Origin of the sequence: Stieleria tagensis (genome assembly GCF_024129865.1) — a bacterium.
GTDB lineage: Bacteria > Planctomycetota > Planctomycetia > Pirellulales > Pirellulaceae > Stieleria > Stieleria tagensis.
On sequence record NZ_JAMYFE010000021.1, the window covers coordinates 42,903 to 62,835 of the forward strand.

At 57.3% G+C, this 19,933-nt stretch carries 15 protein-coding genes; 9 read left to right on the forward strand and 6 right to left on the reverse strand.

All coding sequences use genetic code 11. From position 1 onward, the window contains the following. Position 1: 1 nt before the first annotated feature. From NHH03_RS03510 to NHH03_RS03530, 5 genes are read left to right on the forward strand one after another with little or no spacing between them, the layout of a single operon-like run. Positions 2 to 931: an ABC transporter permease gene (locus tag NHH03_RS03510; protein WP_253154358.1), complete on the forward strand. Its 930-nt coding sequence runs from the start codon at positions 2 to 4 to the stop codon at positions 929 to 931. Continuing rightward, a complete protein-coding gene (locus NHH03_RS03515; RefSeq protein WP_253154359.1) occupies positions 928 to 2,157 on the forward strand; it encodes an ABC transporter permease in 1,230 nt (409 codons plus the stop codon). The genes NHH03_RS03510 and NHH03_RS03515 overlap by 4 nt, the downstream gene beginning before the upstream one ends. Before the next feature lie 6 nt (positions 2,158 to 2,163). Next, on the forward strand, positions 2,164 to 3,153 hold the full coding sequence (locus tag NHH03_RS03520; RefSeq protein WP_253154360.1) for an ABC transporter ATP-binding protein: 990 nt from the start codon (positions 2,164 to 2,166) through the stop codon (positions 3,151 to 3,153). Continuing rightward, positions 3,146 to 4,186 carry an ABC transporter ATP-binding protein gene (locus NHH03_RS03525; protein WP_253154361.1) on the forward strand — a complete coding sequence of 347 codons (1,041 nt, stop codon included), beginning with the start codon at positions 3,146 to 3,148 and terminating at the stop codon, positions 4,184 to 4,186. The genes NHH03_RS03520 and NHH03_RS03525 overlap by 8 nt, the downstream gene beginning before the upstream one ends. Positions 4,187 to 4,241: 55 nt before the next feature. Further along, positions 4,242 to 6,041 (forward strand): adenylate/guanylate cyclase domain-containing protein, encoded by a 1,800-nt coding sequence (locus tag NHH03_RS03530; protein WP_253154362.1) that lies wholly within the window; start codon positions 4,242 to 4,244, stop codon positions 6,039 to 6,041. A gap of 6 nt (positions 6,042 to 6,047) precedes the next feature. Here the strand turns inward: NHH03_RS03530 and NHH03_RS03535 are convergent, their stop codons facing one another. Beyond that, the gene (locus NHH03_RS03535) at positions 6,048 to 6,719 is read right to left on the reverse strand and encodes a GNAT family N-acetyltransferase (protein WP_253154363.1); all 672 of its coding nucleotides are present in this window, start codon (positions 6,717 to 6,719) and stop codon (positions 6,048 to 6,050) included. 238 nt (positions 6,720 to 6,957) lie between these two features. Here NHH03_RS03535 and NHH03_RS03540 point away from each other — a divergent pair, with 238 nt between their 5' ends. Further along, a complete protein-coding gene (locus NHH03_RS03540) occupies positions 6,958 to 8,028 on the forward strand; it encodes a DinB family protein (protein ID WP_253154364.1) in 1,071 nt (356 codons plus the stop codon). A 140-nt stretch (positions 8,029 to 8,168) separates the two neighbouring features. Here NHH03_RS03540 and NHH03_RS03545 read toward each other — a convergent pair whose 3' ends face one another. Next, on the reverse strand, positions 8,169 to 8,984 hold the full coding sequence (locus tag NHH03_RS03545; RefSeq protein WP_253154365.1) for an alpha/beta hydrolase: 816 nt from the start codon (positions 8,982 to 8,984) through the stop codon (positions 8,169 to 8,171). A 12-nt stretch (positions 8,985 to 8,996) separates the two neighbouring features. Then, on the reverse strand, positions 8,997 to 11,042 hold the full coding sequence (gene metG / locus NHH03_RS03550) for a methionine--tRNA ligase (RefSeq protein ID WP_253154366.1): 2,046 nt from the start codon (positions 11,040 to 11,042) through the stop codon (positions 8,997 to 8,999). Positions 11,043 to 11,263: 221 nt separating this feature from the next. Between metG and NHH03_RS03555 the strand changes: the two genes are divergently transcribed. Next, complete coding sequence (locus NHH03_RS03555; RefSeq protein ID WP_253154367.1) at positions 11,264 to 12,631, forward strand: trypsin-like peptidase domain-containing protein; 1,368 nt, start codon at positions 11,264 to 11,266, stop codon at positions 12,629 to 12,631. A 191-nt stretch (positions 12,632 to 12,822) separates the two neighbouring features. Here the strand turns inward: NHH03_RS03555 and NHH03_RS03560 are convergent, their stop codons facing one another. Continuing rightward, positions 12,823 to 14,322: a sulfatase family protein gene (locus NHH03_RS03560; RefSeq protein ID WP_253154368.1), complete on the reverse strand. Its 1,500-nt coding sequence runs from the start codon at positions 14,320 to 14,322 to the stop codon at positions 12,823 to 12,825. A gap of 250 nt (positions 14,323 to 14,572) precedes the next feature. Here NHH03_RS03560 and NHH03_RS03565 point away from each other — a divergent pair, with 250 nt between their 5' ends. Then, positions 14,573 to 15,922, forward strand: coding sequence for a hypothetical protein (locus NHH03_RS03565; RefSeq protein ID WP_253154369.1), 1,350 nt, complete (start codon positions 14,573 to 14,575; stop codon positions 15,920 to 15,922). Here NHH03_RS03565 and NHH03_RS03570 read toward each other — a convergent pair. Next, positions 15,863 to 16,942, reverse strand: coding sequence for a TIGR01212 family radical SAM protein (locus tag NHH03_RS03570; protein ID WP_253154370.1), 1,080 nt, complete (start codon positions 16,940 to 16,942; stop codon positions 15,863 to 15,865). The genes NHH03_RS03565 and NHH03_RS03570 overlap by 60 nt on opposite strands. A 108-nt stretch (positions 16,943 to 17,050) precedes the next feature. Here NHH03_RS03570 and NHH03_RS03575 point away from each other — a divergent pair, with 108 nt between their 5' ends. Then, complete coding sequence (locus NHH03_RS03575) at positions 17,051 to 17,515, forward strand: FHA domain-containing protein (protein ID WP_253154371.1); 465 nt, start codon at positions 17,051 to 17,053, stop codon at positions 17,513 to 17,515. Here NHH03_RS03575 and NHH03_RS03580 read toward each other — a convergent pair whose 3' ends face one another. Then, positions 17,516 to 19,933 carry a protein kinase domain-containing protein gene (locus NHH03_RS03580; RefSeq protein WP_253154372.1) on the reverse strand — a complete coding sequence of 806 codons (2,418 nt, stop codon included), beginning with the start codon at positions 19,931 to 19,933 and terminating at the stop codon, positions 17,516 to 17,518.

The following is a 19,933-nucleotide window of genomic DNA, read 5'->3' on the forward strand; positions in this document are numbered from 1 at the left end:
GATGCGTGACTTGCTCGGATATTTGCTCAAACGCGCCGCCTGGATGGTGCTAACGTTGTGGGCGGTTTACACCGTGTCGTTCGTTTTGATGCGCAGTGTGCCCGGCAACCCCTTCAGCGGTGAACGCAGTGTGCCGCCGGCGATCGAACGCCAGCTCAAAGCACGCTACAACCTGGACGCACCGCCACTGCAACAGTACTGGGATTATCTGGTCGGCGTGGTCACCCGATTGGATCTTGGCTGGAGCACTCGGCTAGAAGACTACAGTGTCAATCAAGTGATCGCCGAAGGGTTCCCGGTGTCAGCGACACTGGCGATTTTTGCGTTGGTGTTTGCGATCCTGTTGGGTGTCACCGCGGGAATCATTTCTGCGGTCTATCGCCGCTCCACAGCCGACCACGTGCTGATGTTCGCCGCGGTCTTGGGGATCGCGATTCCCAATTTTGTCCTGGCCAGTCTGGCGATCTTGTTGTTCGTTTTCATGATCCAGATTTTTCCCGCCGGCGGCTGGGGAACCCTCCAGCAAATTGCGTTGCCGGCGTTTTGTTTGGGGCTGCCGGTCGCTGCCTACATCGCGCGGCTTAGCCGCACAGGGATGTTGGAAATGCTGACGAAGGATCATGTGCGAACGGCCTACGCCAAGGGACTGCCCAAACGAACGGTGATCCTGCGACACGTCGTCCCCGGCGCGATGTTGCCTGTCGTGTCATACCTGGGGCCCGCGGTGGCGCGGGTGTTAACCGGATCATTGGTGCTGGAAAAAATCTTTGCGCTGCCGGGGATGGGCAGCCACTTTATCAACGCCGCGACACAACGCGATTACACCTTGGCGATGGGAATGGTGCTGACATACACCGTGCTGCTGTTTGTGATGAACACCCTGGTCGACTTGACCTATGCGATCATCGATCCGAGGGTCAAGCTACGATGAATACGGAAGCCAACCGCGAAACGCTGGAACGAATCCTGGTCGAATCGCGCAACATTCATGGCGTGTCACTGTGGCAAGATGCCTGGAATCGACTGCGTCGCAATCCGGCGGCGATGATTTCGCTGACCTGTCTGGTGTTGCTAGCCGTGCTGGCGATTTTGACTCCGCTGTTGCCGCTGCAAAGCCCGATCGACAAAGACCTGAATGAGCGGCGTTTTCTGCCACCGAATCTAGGCACGGTGGTGATGGGAGGACGGCCGGGATTGAAATTTGCCGACGGCACGTTGACCGGCGAACTGGATCGGTTCAATGCGGAAATCGCTGACTTGGCGATTCAATTGCAATCCACCAGCGATCCCCAGCAACGCCAGGCACTCGCCGCAGGCATCGCCGCGCGGATCGACATCGAACATCCCTTCAACCAAATGTGGAATGAGCTCGGTCCGGTGTCCTGGTGGATGTGCCAGACGCGAGTGGCCCTGTTTGGCAACTATGCCATCCCCAGTCTCTTCGGCACCGACAAACTGGGGCGTGACTTGTTGGCTCGGGTGTTTTGGGGGGCTCGTGTATCGCTGATTGTCGGCATTGTTGCCACCTTGGTCAGTCTGATCATTGGAGTCAGTTGGGGGGCAATCGCAGGCTATTTCGGCGGCATGATCGACGCGGCAATGATGCGAATCGTCGACATGTTGTATTCAATCCCGTTTATCTTTGTCGTGATCTTCTTGGTCACCTTTCTGGGCGAGGATTCCGTCAAAAAGAAATTGGATTCCATTGGGATCGACCAGATCACCATTTTCTACATGGTCATCGGCGCCATCTATTGGTTGACTATGTCACGTGTTGTACGTGGCCAGGTGTTGTCGTTGCGCAGTGAGCAATTCATCGAATCGGCACGAACGGTCGGCGCTTCACCGATGCGGATCGTGTTTCGACATTTGGTTCCCAACGTGTTGGGTGTAGTGATCGTCTACCTGACGCTGACGATTCCCAGTGTGATGTTGTTCGAAGCCTTTCTGTCGTTTCTGGGATTGGGCGTGTCGCCGCCCGATGTTTCCTGGGGACTACTGTTAAACGATGGCGTCGAAGCCCTATCGATCATCAAAGTGTTTTGGTGGGTCGTGGTCTTTCCCGGCGGTGCGCTGGCGGCCACCCTGTTTGCACTCAATTTTCTGGGAGACGGCATTCGTGATGCGCTCGACCCACGGATGAAGAATCGAGACTAAAACCCCATGAAAGATTCCCAACCGCTGCTGCAGGTCAACGACCTGCAGGTCAGTTTCAAAACCGATGAATCGCAAGTCCGCGCCGTTCGTGGTGTTAGCTTTGACGTCCACCCCGGCGAAACGGTTGGACTGGTCGGTGAAAGTGGTAGCGGAAAGAGCGTCACCAATCTGGCCATGATGGGCCTGGTTCCCAAACCGCCTGGAAGAATTGATGGCGGGCGGGTGATGTACGACGGCAAAGACCTGTTGACACTCAACGAACGCCAAATGCAATCGATTCGCGGTCGCCGGATCGCGATGATCTTTCAAGATCCGATGACCGCACTGAATCCATTGATGACCGTCGGCCAACAACTGACGGAAATGACGCGATTGCACCTGGGGCTGAACAAGCGCGAGGCAAATCGCAAGGCCGCCGAAATGTTGGAACTGGTCGGGCTCAGCGGCGCGGAGAAACGGCTGCGCGATTATCCACACCAATTCAGTGGCGGCATGCGACAGCGGGTGATGATCGCAATGGCGTTGTCCTGTGAACCCGATTTGTTGATCGCTGATGAACCGACCACCGCATTGGACGTGACCATCCAAGCTCAAATCCTGGATCTGTTGCGTGATCTGCAGCAACGTCGCGGCACCAGCATCATTATGATCACCCACGATCTGGGCGTCGTCGCCGAAGTCTGCCAGCGTGTGCTGGTGATGTATGCCGGTCGGGTGGTTGAACAAGCCGACGTCCAATCGCTGTTCGCCGCACCCAAACATCCCTACACGCTCGGATTGCTAAATTCATTGCCGCGATTCGATCAATCCTCGCACACGCTTGAAGCGATTCCCGGACAGCCACCAGATTTGGGCAATTTACCGGCGGGGTGTTCCTTCCGTCCGCGCTGTCCCTGGGCAGTCGATGCCTGTGCGAACGAAGACCCCCGGTTAGTCACGATGGATCAAGATCGTCAGGTCGCTTGCCTGGTCGCCCAGGAGACCGCCAATGTCTGATTCGACACAAACTGAGGGAACGCGCGCTGCCGATTCGGTCACCGCAGATCCACCGTTGCTTTCGGTTCAGGACCTGCACGTTCAATTCCCGTTCAGTCGCGGATCCTTTTTGAATCCACACCACGGCGTGATCCGTGCCGTCGATGGACTGTCGTTCGACATCCGCGAAGGTGAAACATTGGCGCTGGTGGGGGAATCGGGGTGTGGAAAATCCACCACCGCACGCGCGATCATTAATCTGGTGCATCCGACCAGCGGTCGTGTGCGGCTGTGCGGAACGGACATCACAGGTCTGGGTGATCGCGCGATGATGCCACATCGGCGGGTCGTGCAGATGGTTTTCCAAGACCCGTTTGCTTCGTTAAATCCGCGGATGACGGTCGGCAATATCATTGGAGAACCGCTGGTCGTCCATCGGCTTGCATCGGGCAAAGACCGAAAACTGGAAGTGTTGCGGTTGATGGATCTGGTCGGTCTGAACCCTCGCTTCTTGAATCGCTATCCCCATGAATTCAGCGGCGGGCAACGACAGCGGATTGGCATCGCTCGCGCACTTGCGGTCCAGCCAAAACTGATTTTGTGTGACGAGCCGGTCAGCGCCCTGGACGTATCCATCCAAGCCCAAATCATCAATCTGATGATGGATCTGCAACAACAACTCGGTTTGTCGTACTTGTTCATCGCACACGATTTAAGTGTGGTTCGTCACATCGCCACGCGGGTCGGCGTGATGTATCTAGGCCGATTAGCGGAAATCGGTGAAGCCGAATCGGTGTATTCGCACCCCACGCATCCCTACACCGAAGCCCTGTTGTCGGCGGTCCCTGTTCCGGATCCCGTGCTGGCCGCCACACGTCAACGAATTCGACTGGTGGGCGAAGTCCCCACGCCAGATCGTGAGCACGTTGGATGTTCCTTTGCCGACCGCTGCCCGCTGGTAGTGGACCGCTGTCGCGTCGACCGCCCGCCACAGGAGCAAGTGGTCCAAACCAGCCAATTGCACACCGTTGCCTGCTGGGAGCGCGGCAAGTAAGCTTCGCGGGGAACCACAGGCAAGACGTACCACTTGGCATCTGGAACACTCCTCCATGGCTGACTTGATCGCACAGGGGCCGCAGAACTATCACCGCTGGCGACGGGAGATCCCCGATCCGATGTCACGCGTCGAGGTGGTGATCGGCCGCAGTCAAGCCGATTGGAATGTGCCTTGGGACTCGATGATTTCCCGATCCCATGTGCGGTTGATTCCACAACCGGATCAACGCGTCGAAGTCGTTTTGATCGGAGCAGCACGCAACCCGGTCTTTCACCAGGGGCGGCGCGCGGATCGATTCATCTTGGTCCCGGGCGACCATTTTGTGATCGGCAAAACCACCTTCACGCTTGCTGCCGCCGCGGCCGGATCGCCGGACCGGTTCAGCGCATCACCGGCAAACGATTTCGACGTCACCGAAAACGTCTTTGATCACGACGTGCTGCGACGACGACATTTCCGCGATGTCAATTCACGGATCGACGTTTTGACACGACTGCCCGATTTGATCGCCAGCAGCGACAGCGACCAGGAACTGTTGGTTCGCGTGACCAGCGTGTTGTTGCAATCAACACCCTCGGCAGAGGCGGTTTCGATTCTGGCGGCCGAAGCGCTGCAAGAGGACCCGGATGCCATCATCGAAACGCTGCACTACGACAACCGCAGCGCGACACTGGGCGGCACATCGATCAGCCGCCAGCTTGTCAAACGGGCGATCGAAAAACGGGAGAGTGTTTTGAACGTTTGGGCGTCCAACGGGACTGCCCAAACCACATCCTCCTTCACCGCACGCGAAGACGTCGACTGGGCGTTCTGTGTTCCCCTGCGGACCGCCGCCTGTCGTGGTTGGGTGATCTACATCACCGGGCAAATATTAGAACCCGAAGTGACCGGATCCGGGCGGCCGATCGAGATTTCCGAACAGTTACAGGATGACATTAAATTCGCCGAACTGGTCGGCACCACCATCGCCAGTTTGCGTCAAAGTCGGCAACTACAACGTCGCCAAGCAGCGATGCGGAATTTCTTTGCACCGGTGGTCATGCAGGCGCTTTCGACGGGCGATTCCGACGCCGTGCTGGAACCTCGCGAGACAGATTTAACGGTGATGTTTTGCGACCTGCGAGGTTTTTCCAGACGCAGCGAACAAGATGCGGACAACCTGCTGCAATTGCTGTCGGATGTCAGTGACGCGTTGGGCGTGATGACCAAACACATTCTCGGGTTTGATGGTGTGATCGGCGATTTTCATGGTGACGCGTCAATGGGATTCTGGGGCTGGCCGTTGGCACAAAAACACTCGGCGCTACTCGCCGCACGCGCCGCGTTAGCGATTCGATCGGAATACCATCGTTCGGACTTGGGGTTCCGATGCGGCATTGGCATCGCCCATGGCCGCGCCGTCGCCGGCCAGATCGGCACCAAAGACCAAGTCAAAGTCACGGCGTTCGGTCCGGTCGTGAACTTGGCCAGTCGGTTGGAATCGATGACCAAACAATTTGGTGCCGAAATCATTATCGACGATGCAACCCGGCTGGCATTGAGCCGCGGAAGTGAGGCGAAAGCCGACGCAACATTTCAAATGCGGCGGCTCGCCAAAGTGCGGCCGGCAGGATTCACTTCCCCCGTGCAGGTCACCGAATTGATTCCCGGTAGCGAAGATTCGGAAAATCTGGTGACCGATTCGTTGATCAACGACTACGAAACGGCATTGAAATTGTTCGCCGAAGACCAACTCGATCCGGCGCTCAAGCTGTTGCGAACGCTACCGACCTGGGATGGCCCCACCCAATTTTTGATCCGACAGATCCTCAATGACAATCAACAGGGTGATGTGATCGAGTTGCCAAAATGAGCCGATTCAAAGTGCGATCCTGATGCCTGGTGCATCGGCCGCTACACGCAACCCGGCCTGACTGGCGGATGCTGGCAACAAACTGATTTGAATCGGCCCGCGACCCATTCGAACGACCCAGCCCAAACGTTGCATGCCCAGCTTTTCAAACGCTCGACAGGATGCGGTGTTCGCACAATCGATCATCGTCGCCAACGATCGAGCTGTATCGAGTGGAGCTCCATCGATTTGATTGCTAATCGCCCAGCGAATCAACGCCGCCAGCAAACGTTTGCCGCGATGGTCGGGGTCGGTCCAGGCGTTGTAAACAAACAGTGTCCCTGCGGGCAAATCAATCGAGGTGCCCAAGTGAATGGCACGACTGTAGTTGTCGGATCCCGCAACAAACTGTGTGGCCAACCCAGTGAATGACACCATTCGCGACTCGGCAAAGGCCGCGACCAATCGCCGGCCCGGTTTGTCCCAATGGACAGCCGCGCCGACTTGGGGATGAACCATTCCGCCAGCGATCAGATCGGACAGTTCAGCGGGGGATATCGTCCGGATCGTGTAACCCGTCGGAACGGTGCCGTCAATCAGTCGATCCGCGGTCAACTGGTACAGACCGGTCACGTCGATCATTCCCAGTCGCCGCGAAAGTGCGTAGGACCAGCGAAGCGGGGTGTGAAAAAAGTTCATGGCAATTCAAGACTAGTCTGGTCGTCGTTGCGAATCCGGTCCGCCGCAGAAAACTATCCGGCTGACCATGCCAGGGTCTTAACGGTTGTAGCAAACAAATCTATTAATCCAGATTCCAGCGTCGTCAACCGACAAAATGTGACGCCTGCGGTCGCGCGCCCAGCGCGGGTAGTCAACAGCGACTGAACTGGTCAAGCTATGACGGTTCACCCACACACGCTTCTGGATCACGGATCTGATGCAAACTTACGAACTGCTGGACGACCTGTATGCCTACAACACGTGGGCCAATGGAAAGATCCTGGCGATGTCAGAACAAGTCACCAATGCGAAACTCGATGCGCCTTTGGAAATGGGATTCGGATCGCTGCGGGCGACCCTGTTTCATCTATTGACCGCCGAACGGGTTTGGATGGAACGCTGGACCGGAGCGCCATGGAGACCGTTTCCTCGTGATCCAGATGGAATCACGTTGGCCGAAATTTCCAGCGGGCTTGGCGAAGTCGCGGCGCAGCGTCGTTCGCTAATCGAACTCAATCGTGGCAGTCGCTGGAAAGAATCGATTACCTACATCGACAGCAAAAAAAACGAACACACCAGCGAGCTCTACAACCAATTGATTCACGTCGCCAATCATGGCGTGCATCATCGCGCACAAGCCCTGCACTTTCTAAAACGGTATGGCCAGACCGTACCGGCCGGGTTGGACTATATCTTTTATCGCTTGGCGGCCACGACGATCGAACAACCGCCCAAGTCGGTCAAAGCATTGCAGGACTTTGGATTAGAAGTGGGAACCTTGGATGTGCCCGATCCGATCTATGACAGTGTGTTGGTGGATCGCTTGTTTCGCCATTGTGATTGGGCCAACGCAGAAATCATCACGATGTGTGACACCGTCGAAGTCGCCGCCCTGGACCGCAATTTTGACATGGGTTGTGGCACGATTCGCAAGACGTTGTTGCATCTGATGGATGCCGAACGATGGTGGATCGATAACTGGAATGGGAAACAGGGTGAATTTCCACATTCAGCCGAAGACATGAAACTGACCACGATCCGGGACACGTGGCCGGCGATCGCAAAAAAACGCTCCGCGTTCGTCAAGACGATCAACCAACAAACCGCAATGGATGTCGTGACCATCCAACCCGACGGTCCACCAACGTCGTTTCGCATCGGCGAATCCGCCGTCCACCTGGCGCTGCACGCCACGCATCACCGAGCCCAAATCATCAACATGCTGCGGCGATCCGAAGGCCGGATTCGCGACATCGATTTCTTGTATGCACCATCGATGTCGTCGTAGGTCAAATTTTCGATTTGTAATTGGCCGGGCTAGGGAAGCGACTACTCTCTGAAACCGGCGACTTACGCCGGCATTACATCTGCCGCCCGCTGGGCTTAAGAAAACACAACTTCAAAACTGACGCGTCTCGCTTACCAAAATCAGCACTGCGATTGATTCCAGAGCCAACGGATCGCGTCGGCGATGTCGTCTTCGTGATCTTCGGTGGCTACCGAATCGTGATCCAAGCCCTGCATCACGACCAATCGTTTCGCGTTTGGAAGCAGGTCATAAATTTCCATCTGCAATGTGGGCAGCACCAGTGAATCGAGTTCGGATTGCAGCATCACCGTGGGTAGATCCGCCCGTGGTGCCGTCAGTTGCAAATTCATTTCCGGTGGCAAACTCTCAGCGATCGATCCGGTCCAACGGCCCATCGGATAACGCTGGGCAATGTGTTTGAACACATCGACCAGCGGCGGTGGGTTGCGCAGAATCAACCCCTCGGCGCGGACATCCGGGTGACCCGCCAAGTAGGTTGCGGTGGCACAGCCGAGCGAATTGCCGACGATCCAAACTTTCATCGACCCCAGATCAAACTGGGTCTTTAATGTTTGCCAAAAATGCAGTGCCCGCGGTGCCATTTTGGACAGCGACGCGCGCCCGCTGCTGCGTCCATACCCGGGTGCATTCCAGGAACAGATTTGCGCCGTCACGTCGGGCAGAAAGGAACACGGCCACTCGCTGGCACGCTCGGCGCGTCCGGCGGTGCCGGGAAATTTCAACACCAGCATCTCTGCCGCCCGGAGCTCGTCATCGGCCTGGTTCAACGGCGGCGGAGAGTGACCGATAAAAAATTCATCGGTCATTCCATCGGCAGTGACCAAGTGACGCTGCTTGGGCGCATAGGCGATCTCATGCCGCGACGGCCGCAGAATGAATTGATCGAGCAGGATGCGTTGCAGTGACCGAATCATCAGCAATCCGAACTAGTGCACGCGCTGGCCTGGCAAGGCGCCCTCGTCGACGGCCAGCAAGAACACGTCTTCACCGCCGGGGCCGGAGGCGCACACCATGCCTTCGCTAAGTCCGAATCGCATTTTCCGTGGTTTCAGGTTGGCGACCATCACAACCAATCGGCCGACCAGTTTCTCGGGCTGATAGGCGGCTTTGATACCGGCAAACACTTGGCGAGTTTCGTCACCGCCCAAACCGAGCGTCAGTTTCAACAGCTTGTTGGCCTCGGGCACATGTTCGGCCGAAAGCACGCGAGCGACTCGAAAATCGACTTTTACAAAATCATCAATCGTGATCTCGTCAGCCAATGGTTCATCCTTCAGCGGCGCGTCGCTGTCATTGAATGTCGGCAGGTTTTCGGTGGCCGCTTCGGCGTCGGCGTTGGCTTTACTTTCGTCAATCATCTTCTGTAGATCCTCGGGTTGGATGCGTTCCATCATGCGTTTGAATTTTTCCACCGGTGTGCCCACCAGTGGTGTTTTGCTTTGCTGCCATGACGTGATCGGTTCACCTAGCAGTGCGTCACACTTTTGTGCCAGCGATGGCAAAACGGGAGCCAGGTAAATCGCGAGTTGTCGAAACAGGTTTAAGGCGACGGTCACGACGTCACGCAGTTCGTCTTGTCGATCAGCGTCCTTTTTCATCTCCCACGGCTTGGCGTGTTCGACAAACGGATTGGCGGCATCGGCCAGTTCCATGATCAACCGCATCGCGCGGCTAAAGTCACCGGATTCGTAAGCCGCCGCAATCGCATCGCCAGCTTGGGCAGCGTTTTGGAACAGTCCGCCGTCGTCCGGATAGATCGGTGACAGGCCTGTGCTTTTGGCAAACTTGCCGACACGACTGGCCAAATTCACGACCTTGCCGACCAAGTCGCTATTGACCTTGTCAACAAACTCGTCGATGCCCAGATCCAAGTCTTCGACTCGCGGCGTCAGCTTGGTTGCGTAGAAATAACGCAACAGGTCCGGTTCGGCGTATTTTTGATAAGTTTCTGCCGCAATCAACGTCCCGGTCGACTTGCTCATTTTTTCGCCGCCGACATTCAAGAAACCGTGAATGTGGACTTTGGTTGGCAACTGGAATCCGGCGGTGTGCAACATGCCGGGCCAGAACAGGGTGTGAAAGTACGTGATGTCTTTGCCGATGAAATGGTGGATTTCGGTTGATTCGCTGCGCCACCAATCATCAATGGACTCGCCATTGGCCGTGCACCACTCGGCGGTACTGGCGATATAGCCGATCGGGGCATCGAACCAAACGTACCAATAGTTGCCCGGTGAATCGGGGATTTCAAACCCAAAATACGGACCCGGTCGGCTGATGTCCCAGTCCTTTAGCGGTTTGTCCTCGGCCAGGAAATAGCCCTTTAGATAGTTGGCCGTTTCTTTTTGTAATGCGTCACCATTGTCAATCCACTGCGTCAGGAAGGGACGCAGTTTTTCCAATTCGACAAACAGGTGAACTGCGGTGCGGATTTCCGGCGTGGCGCCACTAAGCGTGCTTTTGGGGTCGATCAATTCGGTCGGCGAATAGGTGGCTCCACAGACGCAGTTGTCGCCGGGCTGGTCTTTGTGGCCACTGACCGGACAGGTCCCGCGGACAAAGCGATCGGCCAAAAACGTTTCGGCTTCGGGGTCATACAATTGGTCGATCGCCCGCTCGGTGATCAGATCGGCATCGCGCAGCGCTTTCCAAATCTGGTGACAATATTCGCGGTTGGAATCGCTGTTTGTACTGCCGTAGTGATCGAATTCGACGTGAAAATCTGCAAAGTCTCGTTGGTGTTGACGGCTCATGTCGGCGATCAATTCTTCTTCGCTGCGATTTTCCTTTTTCGCACGAATCATGATTGCGGTGCCGTGAGTGTCGTCGGCACAGATATACAGACAACGGTTGCCGATCAATTTTTGAAATCGGACCCAGATGTCGGTTTGGATGTATTCCACCAGGTGGCCGATATGGATCGGCCCGTTGGCATAGGGCAAAGCGCTGGTGACCAGGATGCGGCGCGTCATGAGCTCTTTCGGCGTGTTTTCGGTTGGGGGGATTCAGCGGCGAATTGTAACGATCGTCGTGAAACACGTAATCCCGAGAGTTTCACGCGGATTCGCTGGTGCAGAGGGATGGTTTGGGGTTGATGCCGACACAAGGGATTTCCGAGAGTGCCCCCTCGCGGACAGCCGAAGGATCGGCTGATCGTCCTATCTGTCTAGGGAGAGACATTTTGAACACGCAAATGTTCGGTCGGATCGACCGGTCTATCGTCTCAGCACTGGTGTTTCTGTTGACCGCCGTCACGGGGGCCCAGGCGTCAGCAACGACGTCGGTCCTGCTGGCGTTTTCATCAGATCGATGCGGCGCCTGTCAGGCCATGCAGCCAACCCTAAAGTCCCTGGAGCAGAGCGGCGTTCCGATTCGGCACGTCGACGTGAATGCCGAGCAAGAGTTTGCCCGCCGCCACGGGATCCGCCAGACCCCAACCTTTGTCGTCTGGTCGGCCGGACGCGAACTGACTCGGTTGGTTGGCGTGCATTCCGCCCAACAACTCCATGACGCATTGGCGATTAATCCCGCCGGCCCGCTGGTTCAGACCGGCGCCAACGTCAGCAACCAAGCCGCACTGGATGCTCCCCAAACCCGATTGGCAAACACCCGCACAGCCGCTTGGTCGGGCGCCCAGGGTGAAGCCATGCCGAGTGTCTCGTTGGCCGATGCGGTTCAGCGAGCCGAAGCGGCGACGGTCCGTTTGCGAGTCCACGATGGACACGGTTTCGGCGTCGGTACCGGAACGATCATCGATCGCCACGGCGACGAAGCATTGGTGTTAACCTGCGGACACCTGTTCCGTGAATCGAAAAAAGAATCGCGTGTTGAAGTCCAGTTGTTTGTCGGCGGCGAAGTGCGATCGGTCCCCGGTCAAGTCGTTGACTATGACGCCGACCAACGCGACATCGCATTGGTTGTGATTCAACCCGGGTTCGACGTGCAACCGGTCAAGATCTTGCCCAGCGCCGAACCGCCACAAGCCGGCCAGTCGGTGTTCAGTTTCGGTTGTGATCACGGTGACGATCCGTCACGCCGCGACACACGCATCACCGGCGTGAACAAATACAATCAACACTTGGGTGCATCGAACATCGAAATCGGCGGTGCTCCCGTCGATGGCCGCAGCGGTGGCGGACTGTTTGATTCGAGCGGTCGTCTGGTCGGCGTTTGCAACGCGGCGGACTACAAGGGCGACGTCGGAATCTACACCGGACCTGGCAGCGTCCAATGGCAACTCGACCGCGTTCAACTGTCGCATCTCTACCAAGACCCTGCGTCATCGCCATCGCCGTCGCAACCACTCGCCGACGCAGTGCCACAAACTCGTTTGGCAGCACTCGGGACCAACACACCGATGGCGTTGCAGAGTCCACAAAACACTGCACCGGTGGTAAACCGGTCGGCCCAGCCGGCTGCTTCGACCGCTGGTCAACCCGCCGCGGCGGGTGAGATGATCGTGATCGTTCGTGACCCCTCACATCCCAAGGGCAACCGCGTGCTAACGGTTCAGCGTCCGACCGCGGAACTGATGGAAATGATCGGTCGGCACGCAAGGTAGTTCTGCGGTCACCACGGAGCCGCTTGGTTTGTCGTCTGGGTTACCGGAGCTGACGCCAGGTTTCACCTGGCCTACTGGGGCTTGCGCCAGGTTGCATCTGGCCTACTGAGACTGGCGCCAGGTTGCACCTGGCCTACTGGGGCTGGCGCCAGGTTGCATCTGGGATGCTGGATCGAGTGGCGTCACGACAGTCATCGTGGACCTGGGGCGTTGATCTGGTCGGCCGAGCGATCTTGACCAGGCGTCATCACTCCGTCTGAATCGACGGACTTCCGATCCAACGGCGTTCCGGTTTTCCGATCAAACGTATCGGGTGACAATTTCGGTGGGACACTGTCTCCGGTTTCGTCCATCCAACGCTCCAGCACGCCGGCCAACTTGTCTTCGACGGCGGCATAGTCGGGATCACCCGCCAAATTCTTCAACTGCAGCGGATCGGATTGGACGTTGTACAGTGCTGCGGTCGGTCGCGGCGACAAAAATACATCGGCCTGGGCGGGTGTTAATGTGCCTTGGGATTGCAGTTTGCGAAGCTGTTGGTGCGAATCACTGCGAACCGAATCGGCCGGTCCCTGCCAAGCCAAATTGGGACGTTCGTTCAAAATCAACAAGTAGTCGCCATCTCGGACGCTGCGACCAAACGCTTCGTAGTCATGCCAGTTGTGCTCGGAAAAAGCGTACTGGCGAATCGTGGCCGAGGGATCGTTGAACAACGGCAGCATCGAGACGCCTTGGACCGTTTCGGGAATCTCACAACCGGCTACCGAAAGTGCGGTCGGTGCTAAATCGATCGCGCTGACCAATTGCTCACTCGGTCCGGCCCATTTGATGCCCTGGGGCCAATGGGCAACCAACGCGGTTTTCATTCCTGAATCATGCAGTCGCGTTTTCGCCCGTGGAAACGGTCGGCCGTTGTCAGCGAGAACAAAAATCAACGTGTTGTCGAGCACACCTTGCTTGCGCAATTCATCCACGACCACTCCGATGCGATAGTCAAACCGAGTGACTTCGTTGTAATACGATGCCAGGTCCTGACGTGTGGGTTCGTCATCTGACAAAAAGGGCGGAACCACTACGTCTTGAGGTTGGTGTTTCGGCCCATACAGTTTCGGTTTCCATTGCCCGTCGGCATCCCACCCGCGGTGGGCGTCGTACGACGCAAACCAAAAGAAGAACGGTTGATCCATTGGTCGCTGCTGCGTCACGCTCTGCCAGTTCGCCGAACCGCTCGAATCGCCTTTGGTTCGCCCGGCATCAACATGATCAAATGCCACCGGTCGTTTTGACTGGCCCTGCGTCGGCGCGGTGGATGTCATGTGATGCTTGCCCGACAGCGCGGTGTAGTACCCCGCCTGCTTTAAGATCTCAGGGAACCAGGGCAGCGGCAGTGAAATCGGCTGGTGCAGTTCGGCGCCTTTTCCGTTGTTGTGCGGATAGCGTCCTGTGATGATGCTGCTGCGCGACGGGCTGCAACTGCTGGCCGTCAGGTAGGCGCGGTCAAAACGAATGCCGGTCTCGGCCAACTGGTCGATATTCGGCGTTCTGGCGGCATCGTTGCCATAACATCCGTAGTCATTCCAGCTGACGTCATCGGCAATGAAAAAGACGATATTGGGGCGGTCGTCGCTGCGCGCCGGCGAGACGGCGCAGACCAACAATAACGCGGTGCAACGGGCGATGGTTGATAGCATTTGCAGAGGACAGGACGTGTGAGGAGGCAGGGTGCAAGACCGGTTAGGATCGTTGGAATTTTCATTGGCGGTGTTTCTCGTAGCTGGGCCCGCCAGGGTTCAGTCGGTCTGAATCCTGGCGGATCCAGCCACGACACGGATGGTTCCGACGATCCTTTAGTTTAGTCGCTGCTCGTACCCTGCGGTGGTGGCCGTTATGATTGACGGCAGAGGAACACGCTGAAAAAGGTTCGATCGACCGAGGGCAGTGATGGGTCGTTGTTTGCAAACACAATTGCAATGCTCTGGAATCCAGGGGACAGTGACGCTGTCGTCTGCAGCGCGGTCGCTAGTCGATAGGCGCTGGCATGCGATCACCAGCAGCCATCTCGGCCATTCGACCCGTCTGCATGCCGAGGTCTGTCGCTACATCAGTCGTTCGATGATCGATGCACGGCGGTCGGGACACTGCGTTGTCGTCGCATCCGAGTCGGCGGCCGAACCCTGGGTGGTCCGCGCGGCCGAATTGTTTGGCGTGCCCCTGATCCATGTGCATGCGACTGGGAATGACACCGAACAAGCGGTTTCCAACGATCAGGTGACAGGGCGGGACCGAGCCATCGTTCGCTGTCAAACATCGGCGACGCGTGACGATGTCGTGGCTGCGATTGCCGATCAAGTGGACTGTGTCTACCTGCGTCCGCATGGCAACATTGAAGCCTCGCTTCAGCAACAATTGGAGCACACCGATCAAGCGACCGTGCGGATCGCAATTCATTCTCCGGCGATCGACAAACGCTCGCACAAAGCCACGTTGGCGATGATGGGACGCGGCGCGGTCGGTTGGTACTGCCGTCCGCCCGATCGCCAGTTGCCCGATCGTCAGCCCATCGCGCACAGCGGTGATGAAAATTCAGGAGTCCGTGTCACTGCGAAAACCGATGCTGCTCGGATCGTGGCCGACGACTGGACGAAAACCGATGGCCAGTGGTTGGTGCATTGCACTCGAGCGCCCAGTGGCCCCTGGCCGGGACAGAGCATGCGTCAACACCGTGACAGTTTGCTGCTGGGTGGATCGTCGACGATGGCGATGTCGACACCAGCACCACTGGATTCGTTGCTGCGGATCGTGCAAACACGTCGCCTGGTGGCATCGGCACTGACCAGCGATCGGCGTTGGCCGGTGGTGTGTTTTTCACAACAGCCTTTGGCCTGGCTGTTGTCACAGCGTCGCTATCGACCGCATCTACATCGCTGGGATTACGAGCCCTATGGAATCGCGATCCGCAAGACGGCAGCGGTTGCCGCTGGATTTGCGCCGGTGGTGTATGGATCAGCGGGCGACGCATCCACCCTGCCCGCCGACGAGCGGTATCGCCATCAGGCGACCGGCAAGACCTATGACTGGACCCGAGAACGCGAATGGCGTCACTTGGGCGATGTGGATTTGGACCGTTTTGATGTCGCCGACGTACGCGTGTTCGTGGGTGAGGAAAGCGATGCTCCGCGTGTAGCGGGCCGTTTTGTAGTCAGCGTTGTGGGCCGCTGGATTGACAGCGAATTAGATGGCTTGGCCTTCGATTTTCAGGACCGGCAATCGGCCCCGCACGTCGATCTGTGATCGGATGGATTCAGGGGTATTGTCCGCCGGCCTTGGGCGCTGGTCGGCGGCTGGCGTGGGCGGTTGATAATCGCTGCCTTGGCGCGTGCCCCGGCGCTCGAATTCCGCTTCGATCTGCAATTTCAGTTTTGACTTTTCCAGACACCACTTCGGTTCGATCAAATAACTTGGCGGGGCGTCGCCGCTGATTCGTTCGACAATCGTGGTCGGCGGGATTCGCTGCAGAAAATCCACCACCGTGTTCACGTAAGTGTCCTGCTGCATCATCCGAATTTTTCCGGTTAACACTTCTTCGCCCAATGGCGTGCCCTGAACGGCATACAGGTTGTGCAGCTTGATCGCGTCAAACCCTAATCGCGCCACTTCGTCAGCGGTTTGCATCATCATGTCGTGAGTTTCGCCGGGAATCCCCAAGATGATGTGGACACAGCATTCGAAACCTCGCCCGCGACTCCGGTCGATCGCGTTGACCAGATGGTCATGGGTGTGGGCGCGGTTCATCCAGTCCAAACCGGGTTGATGCATGGTTTGCATGCCATATTCCAGCGAGACGTAGTGTTCCACAGCCAACGACTCGGCCAACTGCAAAACGCTCTCGGGAACACAATCCGGGCGGGTGCCGATAGCCAACCCCAAAATATCCGAGTCCCAATCCAGTGCCAGGCGAAAGATTTCCTGCAACTGCTCGACCGGGGCGTAGGTGTTGGTCGCTGGTTGGAAATAGGCCAGAAACCCATGCACATTTCCGTAACGGCGACGAACGCTTTCGATTCCGTCCTGCAATTGCTGGCCGACCCGTTTCAACCGCACTCGTCGCGAGGGGCTGAAGGATTGGTTGTCGCAAAAATTACAACCACCGCGGGCCACGGCCCCATCGACGTTGGGGCAGGTGAATCCGGCGTCAATGCTGACACGTTGCACGCGGCCACCAAACCGGCGGCGCAGCGAGGCGCCAAACGTGTTGTAGTGCAATTGTTCCTGTTGCCAGGCCAAACGATCGTCAGATTCGGAAATTGTCACAGCTGTCAGTTGCCAAATGATCACATGGGATAGATATTAGAACGTGGCGATTTTCCCCGCCCAGCTTATCGCGACTGCCCGCCAGCACCAAATCCCGCGAGGAAGACGGTGAATTATTACGAAGACGACGACGACCTAGATTTCGCCGGTAAATACGGCCAGCTCACCCCCACCGGTGGTGGTGACCCGATCCCGTTGATCAAAGATCGATTGGTGGTCGGCCGCCGCAGTGAGTGCGACATCCAATTGAAGTTCAATAATGTTTCCGGGCAGCACTGTCGCCTGTCGCTGGAACATGGTTACTGGTTTATTCGCGATTTGAATAGCCGTAATGGGATCAAAGTCGACGGACGGCCGGTGATTCGCAAGCGTTTGGACCCCAAATGCAAACTCGCCATCGCCCGTCACGAGTACATCGTCGAGTACGACCCGCAAACGCTGGGTGCCTACGGACCGCCGCCGGCGGATGATGAGTACATGGACGAATTGATGCGTAGCTCGCTGATGGACCGCGCCGGTTTGAGCAAGCGAGACGACAAGAAAGGGTTTGGCAACAAGCGAACGGAACTGTAGTTACGCATTGGCGTCCGGCGTTTCCAGTGTTTCTGTCATGTCGACCGCTTCCATCGGTTTGGAAGTGTCTTTGACAGCTTGTTTGCCCAACAGACCGTTGGCCCCGATCAATTGGCTGCGACCTGTGCCACGTTCTCGGGTCGCGTGTCGCAGAAAAAACCAAAAGATCGCGCCCGACAGCAGGATCAATGCCAGTAGCGCCGCGGCACCCTGCCGTAGCAAGCTTTGCCGCATCGAACCGACCGGCGCGAACACCTTGCTCAGTCGGTATTGGACCAACACCAGCAGGTCAGCGTGACCCTGTGCAGGGCCCGCTGCTTGCGTCACTTGATCCGATGGATCGTCGGCATCAAACGGCTCGGCATCTGGAACGTTGACCGGTTGCATGGCCGCGATCCAATCGCCGTCGTATTCATCGGCGTCATCTTCGCGAGCCACCGGGTCGCGGTAATCCACGTCTCCGCCCTGCAACAACTGTTCGACTTTTTCAGGCGGCACCTGGTACTTCTCGACCTTTCTGCCCGATTCATATCGCTGTTCCATGTAGGGATGCTGCAACACGGTTCCCCGCATCGGTCCCTCGCGAGCCTCGACCAATGCAGCGACTTGATTGCTGCCCGAATCGCCCTGCAACAAATCAAAATCACCCAGGTTGATGGTTGCTACGAACACCGCATCGGGACGTTCTTTCGCTGACCCATCCAGCCAGATCGGTGCGCTGATGGCGACTTTCCACAATCCCGTCGCGGTGGATTGAAAGGCAGCGGACAGATGCATGTTGAGTGCCGGCCGCAAGGATTCGATCGGCGTGTCGACCGGCAGATCGTTTTTGCCGCCATGGTAGTAGGTCCGATAGGCGTAATTCCGCCCGGCACTGTTTTGTTGCTGGGGAACCGGCGCGTCGTAAACGATAGAGAAAATCGTGCCCGACGCATCCGTGACAAACATTGTCGCCAGCCGTGGTACCCGCGATTCGGTCTCCGGTGACGTGTATCTTTCCAGCCGCTTGGACAGGTATTGGTCCAATTCGATCCGGGCCGAATTGGCCAGCAGTTCTAGGCGGGTGTCGACCATCTTTAACGCCCGTTTGCTGGTCCCCTGGTCGGCGATGGTTTTCAGCTCCCGCTGCAAATCCGAATCGGATAACGCAGCCGACAATGTTTGGCGAAATCCGTTCCGATTCATTTCATCGCGGCACAACCGAAAGTAACGCTCCAGTTCACCCTCAAGTGTTTTGGCGGCAAACTTGGCGGCCAGCTGATTGCTGCTGAGCGCTTCCTGACGCAACAGTTGTTCGGTGCTGTCGCTGGCATAGTTGATCGTGCGCACGGCATACAGACTGGTGGCCAACAGCAACAACAGCGGCCCCAAAATGCCCAGCAATAACAGTGGCCGACGGGCGCGTGTTTCGCTGCGACGATCCAATCGATCCAGGATCTCCTGAACATTGGTGAAACGGTCGGCCGGGTCCGCCGCCAAACAACGGCTGACGATCCTTGCCAATTCCCGATCCACACCGGTCTGTTGGATATGGCGAATCGGCGGCGTTGCCTGCTGAATCGATTCGCGGTAGCGCTGCAACCGTTTGGGCAGCGACCCGGCGGTGTCCAATTGTTCGACGATCGAATCATCACGATAGGGTGGCCCGCCGGTTAACATGCGATACATGATCGCACCGACGGCATAAACATCCCACGAACTGCTGGGGGTGGATCCCAGGTCGGCTTGCTCTGGCGCCATGTAAAACAGGGTGCCCAGTGCCGGCGTCTGGTCATGCGTCATCCGGCTTTGCCCGAAATCAGCCAGCCGTGGCTCGTGGTCTTCGCCCAACAAAATATTGGCCGGTTTCAGATCACAGTGCAGCACGCCTTTGCTGTGACTATGGTTCAGTCCGACGCAGATTCGGCGGAACAGCGCCACCGCTTCGCCAACCGGTAGCTCGCCACGCTCGGTCAACATCTCCTCGAGCGAACCGCCGGTGACCAATTCCATCACATAGTAGGGCGGGTCATTGTCCCACCCGACTTCCAACACCTGAACAATATGGCGATCGGCAGACAGCTGCACCAGATTTTTCACTTCATGGCTAAGCAGCGACCAATTGACGCCGCCGCGATGAAGAAAGAACTTGATTGCAACCGGCCGGCCGGTGTTCAAATCACGACCGACCCAGACCTGGCCAAAGGCGCCGCTGCCCAAAAACCGTTCCAGCCGATACCCTGGGACCTCCGACGGTGGCCCGGTGGCCTGCATCGACAGCTTCTTGCTGGACGAACGACCGCCCTCGGTCTGGTATTGCGTCTGGTCCTCGTTGCTCACTCCGTTACTCTCGCCTGTTAACGCTTCACTCGTTTCCCGATGCTTTTTAATCATCCCCAACGCCGCCTTCGTATTGTACCGCCCCAGCGATGGGGGCAT

Coding starts and splice junctions, on each gene's coding strand:
- NHH03_RS03510 (WP_253154358.1), top strand. CDS start 2: ATGCGTGACTTGCTCGGATATTTGCTCAAACGCGCCGCCTGGATGGTG.
- NHH03_RS03515 (WP_253154359.1), top strand. CDS start 928: ATGAATACGGAAGCCAACCGCGAAACGCTGGAACGAATCCTGGTCGAA.
- NHH03_RS03520 (WP_253154360.1), top strand. CDS start 2,164: ATGAAAGATTCCCAACCGCTGCTGCAGGTCAACGACCTGCAGGTCAGT.
- NHH03_RS03525 (WP_253154361.1), top strand. CDS start 3,146: ATGTCTGATTCGACACAAACTGAGGGAACGCGCGCTGCCGATTCGGTC.
- NHH03_RS03530 (WP_253154362.1), top strand. CDS start 4,242: ATGGCTGACTTGATCGCACAGGGGCCGCAGAACTATCACCGCTGGCGA.
- NHH03_RS03535 (WP_253154363.1), bottom strand. CDS start 6,719: ATGAACTTTTTTCACACCCCGCTTCGCTGGTCCTACGCACTTTCGCGG.
- NHH03_RS03540 (WP_253154364.1), top strand. CDS start 6,958: ATGCAAACTTACGAACTGCTGGACGACCTGTATGCCTACAACACGTGG.
- NHH03_RS03545 (WP_253154365.1), bottom strand. CDS start 8,984: ATGATTCGGTCACTGCAACGCATCCTGCTCGATCAATTCATTCTGCGG.
- metG (WP_253154366.1), bottom strand. CDS start 11,042: ATGACGCGCCGCATCCTGGTCACCAGCGCTTTGCCCTATGCCAACGGG.
- NHH03_RS03555 (WP_253154367.1), top strand. CDS start 11,264: ATGTTCGGTCGGATCGACCGGTCTATCGTCTCAGCACTGGTGTTTCTG.
- NHH03_RS03560 (WP_253154368.1), bottom strand. CDS start 14,322: ATGCTATCAACCATCGCCCGTTGCACCGCGTTATTGTTGGTCTGCGCC.
- NHH03_RS03565 (WP_253154369.1), top strand. CDS start 14,573: ATGGGTCGTTGTTTGCAAACACAATTGCAATGCTCTGGAATCCAGGGG.
- NHH03_RS03580 (WP_253154372.1), bottom strand. CDS start 19,933: ATGCCCCCATCGCTGGGGCGGTACAATACGAAGGCGGCGTTGGGGATG.